Source organism: Paracoccus sp. PAR01, from assembly GCF_014851995.1.
GTDB classification, from domain to species: Bacteria; Pseudomonadota; Alphaproteobacteria; order Rhodobacterales; family Rhodobacteraceae; genus Paracoccus; species Paracoccus litorisediminis.
Genome location: NZ_JACVAW010000003.1, coordinates 298,214 through 304,578 on the forward strand (window position 1 = coordinate 298,214; position 6,365 = coordinate 304,578).

Sequence of the window (6,365 nt, forward strand, 5' to 3'; positions counted from 1 at the left end):
CATTATGGCTTTCGGCTTCTGATGACGCGCGCCGGACTGCCTACAGCAACGGAATAGGGTGGAATATCAGAATTTACGAAGGAATTTGCTCCGATAATTGAATGCGCTCCAATTCGGACATTCATAGCAACCGTCACATGTGCGCCGATCCAGACATCATTTTCGATTGTAATCGCCCCCGTTGTAAGCGGCTGCTTTGCAATCGGAACCGAGACATCCTCGTACTGATGATTGGTGGAGACGATTGCGGCATATGGGCCGATGATTACGTCGTCGCCAATCTCTATTTTTCCAGAGCCTTGCAGCCAACTGCCAATGCCGATGACCGAATTGTTGCCGATGCGGATCGACCCATTATAGCGGCCCGACACCTCTAGCACAGCATTGTTACGAATATCGCTGTCATTGGCGATGACAATCTCGCCGCCCTGCTCGACATCGAGAACCGCGGTCTTCGCAATACGACTTCTGCCAACGGTAATCATCGATTCTCCTTTAGACAATTTTTCCACAAAGCGGGCATTCTTGGACGGTTGATGCGATGTTCTTAGAATGGTCGCAAAAGGTTCGCGAGTTGCAAGATGAGCATAGTCCTGACATTCGAGAGCCGACAGAGATACTTGTCTTCTAAACAGCAGTTCATAAAGAAACCTATCCTGTGCCTCGCTGTCTATCGGGCGGGACAGGATTTTTGCAGCATCATCTGTGATGCGGGCCTCGATCACGGCACCGCTGCCGGTGAAAAGACCGCGACCAAGCGCCACTGTATGCTTGCCGAGCATCGCCGCTTCTAACAGCACTGTGCTGCTGACCCCCAGTACATGGTCGGCCGCCAGCATCATCCGATCCAGAGATCCGGAGGTGATCAGACGAAAGTTCTGCCGAACGGTTACTGGCGGATATCCGCGTAGACGTTCCTTGGGATGTAATTTCAGTGTCGCGGTGTGGTTCGGCGGCAACCAGCCTTCCAAAAAGCGAATAAATTCGGAGTTGGTTCTAAAGGGTGCGCCGATACGAAAACTGGTATCGGTTTCAATCTGCAGTGGCACAAATATCTCATTGGTGTTTCTTAAGGGACCGGTTACCCCACCGCGCAAATGACGAAACCTCCGCTTGGCATCGTGCAAGAGGTCCATCTGCGTCCGCGACAGACCCGGATAGCTGTATTCGACCAGAGAACTGCGGCTGTTCGTGCCTGCAATGTCGAAGTACATGTGCTCCTGCTGAGGCAACCATGCTACCTCAAAGAAAAGTGTCCGGTCCTGCATTCCAGTCGTTTCGATCGCGGCGAGGCTACCTTGTTGGTACTCAAATTCGCCGCCCCACAACATGATCCACGACGGAGCAAAATCTCCGATTAACGCGGCCAGCTTAGAAGCCCGAAGGTTTTGGGCAGCATGGATGCCTTCCAAGCTGTTCTCGCAAAAAGTGTCCAAGCAGAAGAGTTGAACATCGGGGATGCGTCTGATCCAATTTTGAATAATGAGACCGTCATCCAGAAACATGGTTTCGGTGTCAGTAGGCGCCAGGCGAAAGCTGATGCGCGGTTCATAGGATATAGCAGCCTCATGACCGCCCTTCATCAGAGTCCGGGCAATGGCCGCCGCACGTGACAGGCGATGCTGGTTTGCTACTTCGAGATGAATGAGAAACCGTAGCGGCCCCACATGGGAATCACTGGACAGGGAGCTGGCGAACGCAAAGCTCTGGTCTCCGTTGGAGAGCGGTCTATTCATCCACCACCTCATTTCCTGGTGCCTTACCCAAAAGGTGTCGCGACCAATAGCGTTCCAACTTGGTGACGTCTCCGAGAGTCACGGCCAGATCCTGCGCGGCCTTTGCGGTGCGGGTGATATCTTCTGGATGCTCTACTAACCAACGCAGCGTCCGCTCCCACAACCGCGGATCGTTCTCAAGAAGAAAGCCGTTCTCGCCATGGGCAATCACATCCATGTAGGGCGCGCGCAGGCTATATAGTCCAACTGCACCAATCCTTGCATTGTCCAGAATTTTTACGAAGGACTTGCCCTGATTATAAGGTTTGCCCAGCAGAGGAGCCAAGGCGATATGCGCACGGGTCTTACCAACTGCGGCTTTGTAATCCTCCCATGGGACGTCCTTCTTGATCTCGATCCTAGCGTGTCCGCGCAGCGCCTCCGGTGCAGAGCGGCCCATCCATACGCCGACACGCACATGATGATACCGATTGCAAAGAGCAACCAAGGCAGGCGAGATGAAAGCCAAATCATCCCGGTGCACCTGAGTCCCATGATACTCAATTCGAATTTCCGAAAAATCCGCAAGATGATCGAGATCCCCGCATGGCGAAAGATACGGCGGTGTCAGTAGGTCTGTTTTGTCGCTGGCATACACCTGCGCAAGTCGCTCCGAAGTGACGATCAGTCGGGAGCACAGATGAAGCAGGGTCTGAAATTCGCCATGCGCGACTCCAACCATACGTTTGCGATAGCTTGCGGGGATCATCCCCGGATCGTCCTCGGCCAGCGTGACGATATCGTCCATCACATAGAAGACATCAGCAAGGTGACGCCTGCGCTGCGACAGGCTGGCGATCCATTCGTCAGGCAGGTAGCGCGATACGATTACACTGCAACCGCTGCTCAGCAGGGAAAGCCTTTTCGCCGGCGTAAGCTGTTCATCTCGTGTGTTGACGAGCCGCAGGTCAATCTGCCCGGTCTCGGCCAGTCTGCGCAGCGGCGCCAAGATATAAAGCTCATCAGTCGGCGCTGCAAATGGCCGCAACAAAACGACACGAGGTCGCGCGATACGGCGCCGGGTTGGTACCTTCGTGGCGGGAGGAACGGTGAAAAGCGGAAGTCTTTGACAGTTTAGCGCATCGCGGCAATGGCGCCACAAATCCCAAACCATTTTACGTTGACCCGGTATATCCGCCTCGATCACAAGGCGACCCGGTTGATGCGAGATATCAATAACTGGATGCGTGCCGATAAATTCGGCATGTATCCCGTTAACTGTCCAATTAGCCTCATGCGCGGCCGGTGTTTCCAGCTCCCGCGGATCGACGGTATCGCTCGTAATAACATGTCCCTGTGTTGGGTCATCATGTCTTGGTTGCCACAGATCGTTGGTCTTGCCGTCAAGACACAACCATGCGCAACCCGTGCCATCCTCCAGAAAAACATGAACATGAAGCAGCGCGGCCGTGCGGTCGACTGTCGCAAACCAGATCGTAACCGGGGCGGTAGGATTTCGACCTTCCAACCCTGTCATCGCCCCGATGCAAATGCCTCCTTGATAGACGGCGATTGCCTTCACCTGCCGGTCAGCGCAGCGCGGCAGACAGATCAGTTTGTCTCCGTCCAGCTTTACCCACCCGGTCACCAACGGCGTGCGGGTCTGGCCCGACAGTGCCTCATCTCGCCACAATTTCAGAGATCGCCACCGCCGGGCGATACTCTGAGAGTCGACAATCCATATTTCCAACAGTAGCTCAGTCGGCAAGCCACCAACATCGATCCGACCTTCAAACCCGACCGGGTTCTGCGCGTCTCGCTTGCTTAGCACGTCAGGACGAAGGTCAAGAATCGTTAGTGGAACGTCTCGATTTCCTATTCTTAGTTCGAGTCTTTGAAATTTCTTCGGATTCCAATCGATCCAGCCTTTAACCCACAGATCCACTCCAAAAAGCACCTCTCCATCTTGAATAGATTCTAGTGCTCCGCCAACCAAGACGCTTGGCACGGGCCACAGCGTCAAATCTCGATCCGCCACCAAATATTGATAACGGCGCAGCTGCTTAGTTCCTTCGGCGAGGGTATCAATAGTCGAAGTTGTTAAATCCTTAAGAGGCACCTGTAGTGCCATTTGTTGCTCAGCGAGTTCAACTCCGAATTCAATTAACTTTTCGGGCACTTCCGCTACCGGCATTGATCTCGCCGTTCGCGCTCCAAATCGCCTAATCTCAATATTCCCATTCGGCATCTTGCGCACCATAATTGATGCAAGCAGAAGCCATTCCGGCACGCCCAGCCCGACAATATCGGTTGGCAAGTGCCAATCATCCGTCAGCACAACCAGGATATCCACTCTAATATCCCGTAATAGTCGTTCGTTCCGCGCATTCGCTGAAGGATTTGCCACCACTACCCGATCATCGCAACCAAAAATGGGAAATACCTGTCCATTTCGGAGCTCACCACGAATATTCAGACCTCGATGCCCAAACCGATTCAAATCAGAAACGAGTGTTTCGGCAAAATCATTCGCCCTGGGTTGCAAGCTGGAAACATCCAGAAGTAAAAAATTCATTTTGACAGCATTCCAGAACCATTTGCTCTCTTACGCCTACTTACACTGATCAGGTTTTTGGCGGTATTCAACGGTGCCTGCAGAATGATACCAACAAACAAACGATGCCGTTTCATCAACCGGAAGAGTCCAGCAAGAGTTGGTCGCGCAGGATCAAAAAACTTCTTCTGGCGAGCTTGGGCGGTGCGAAGCTGCTTCAATTGTCCAGATTCACGAGCTCGGGCGGTGCGAAGCTGCTTCAATTGTTCAGATTCACGAGCTCGGGCGGTGCGAAGCTGCTTCAATTGCTCAGATTTGACTTTTTGTTCCGCAACCGCGGTCCGCTGTGCATTTTCAAGCAAACCGATCTGGTTGTCTTTTTCCCGCAGAATATCGCCATAGGCTTGAAGGGTGACATTTGCGCGATTAAAGGACGAAAGGGTTTCTTTGTGAGAATTTTGCAGTTTCAGCAATTCATGCTCGCTGGTTTGCAACTGGTGGCTGATCTTGTTGAGCGTCTGCCTATTCTGCTCCGCGGTGATTTGTGCGGCGCGCTCCCTGACGGAAAACTGCCAGATTCCAAGGTTTCTAGGCGTTGAGTTGGTGCCGGGTGGAGCGGACAGTGCCTGTAATTGCCGAATGGCTTCTGATCTCTTGTGTAATTCTAGTTCGGCCTTCTCGTATGCTCTCTCCAGGTCGGAGGAATCTCTGCAGCCTGGCGTGTAAGATGGTTTAATCCGACAAACCGCAACCAGCGTCCGGCCATCACCATCCTCGCGTATTTCCCTATTGTCCTGATGATAAACGCGCTCGACAAGCAGTCCGCAGCCAAGAGCCAGATCTTCAAGCTCGGACTTGACGAAATGGCGGATATGAAAGGGGTTCAAATCAATGCTGTGAGCAATACAGGACTCGTTTGGAACAGACAAAAGAACAGTCGCATCGGGCTTTGCCAGGGTCTGGATCTGGCGTAGGAAAAGTTCCGGTGAGACCAGATGTTCAACGACTTCAAAGGCGACGATCAAATCGAATCTGTCCTCACCGGGGTTATGAACAAAGTTTAAATTGCCGACCTGATAGGACACGGAATCATGCTGCCAATGTGCGCGCGCCAAGCTAATCGCCTCGGCATCCCTGTCCACCGCTAGAACCGAAGCACCAGCATCAGCCAGAAGAACCGCGCCGTAGCCTATCCCGCAGCCCGCATCCATTACGCGCATTTCTGGGCTAACGAAAGTTGCCGCCCATTCGTATCGAGCCAGATGATCGTCACGTATCTTGTCCCTAGTGACACCGACCTGTCTCTCGCCGGTCCTGAGCAGTTTTTCCATCAGATTCGTAGCCCTACCCAACCCATATCGACGCAACTCTCCACTAATTAGTTGATTACATCCATACGAAAGCAGTCGCGCCAGCGAGCGCACGTGGGCGCATGTTGGGGTAGCGTCCGTCAAGGTGGTGTAATTTCCGCGATGGCCTGAGGTCATGATCAGGCGGCTTTCGTCGTGATACTGAGGATGGGGTCGATCTCCTCCTTGTCGATCTGGGCGAAGACCTCGACCATCATGTAGCGGCTCGAGGTCTGCCATTCGTCGTTTTGTTCGAACAGCACCGCGCCGATCAGGCGCATGATCGAGGCCTCGTTGGGGAAGATGCCGACGACATCGGCGCGGCGCTTCACTTCCTTGTTCAGGCGCTCGATCGGATTTGTGCTGTGCAACTTTGTGCGATGCTGGCGAGGAAAGGCCATGTAGGCCAGCACATCGTGCTCGCTCGCGTCCATCAGCTCTGCCAGCCTGGGCCAGCGCGGGCGGAGCTGATCGGCGACCTTGCGCCAGGTTTCACCGGCATGGGTGCGGTCGGGCTGGTCGAATGCCTGCCGGATCGCGGCGGCGACGACGGTGTGCTGGCCCTTGGAAACATGCGCCAGGGCGTTGCGCATCCAGTGAACGCGGCAGCGCTGCCAAGTGGCCTCGAAGACCCGCGCGATCGCTCCTTTCAGTCCAGAATGGGCATCGCTGATCACCAGCTTCACGCCCTCGAGCCCGCGGGCTTTCAGCGAGCGTAGAAAATCCATCCAGAACGTCTCGGCCTCG

Annotated in this window: 4 protein-coding genes; all 4 read right to left on the reverse strand. The window is 54.0% G+C overall.

Annotated features, from left to right (window positions below; all coding sequences use genetic code 11):
- Positions 1 to 2 precede the first annotated feature (2 nt).
- Positions 3 to 1,736: a hypothetical protein gene (locus tag IB235_RS08985; protein WP_192336420.1), complete on the reverse strand. Its 1,734-nt coding sequence runs from the start codon at positions 1,734 to 1,736 to the stop codon at positions 3 to 5.
- Positions 1,729 to 4,290, reverse strand: coding sequence for a hypothetical protein (locus IB235_RS08990; RefSeq protein WP_192336421.1), 2,562 nt, complete (start codon positions 4,288 to 4,290; stop codon positions 1,729 to 1,731). Before IB235_RS08990 ends, IB235_RS08985 begins: the two co-directional genes overlap by 8 nt.
- Positions 4,287 to 5,600 carry a class I SAM-dependent methyltransferase gene (locus tag IB235_RS08995; RefSeq protein ID WP_192336422.1) on the reverse strand — a complete coding sequence of 438 codons (1,314 nt, stop codon included), beginning with the start codon at positions 5,598 to 5,600 and terminating at the stop codon, positions 4,287 to 4,289. Before IB235_RS08995 ends, IB235_RS08990 begins: the two co-directional genes overlap by 4 nt.
- Positions 5,601 to 5,758: 158 nt before the next feature.
- Positions 5,759 to 6,365 (reverse strand): IS256 family transposase (locus IB235_RS09000; protein WP_192336423.1); only part of this gene is annotated, 607 nt, incomplete at its 5' end.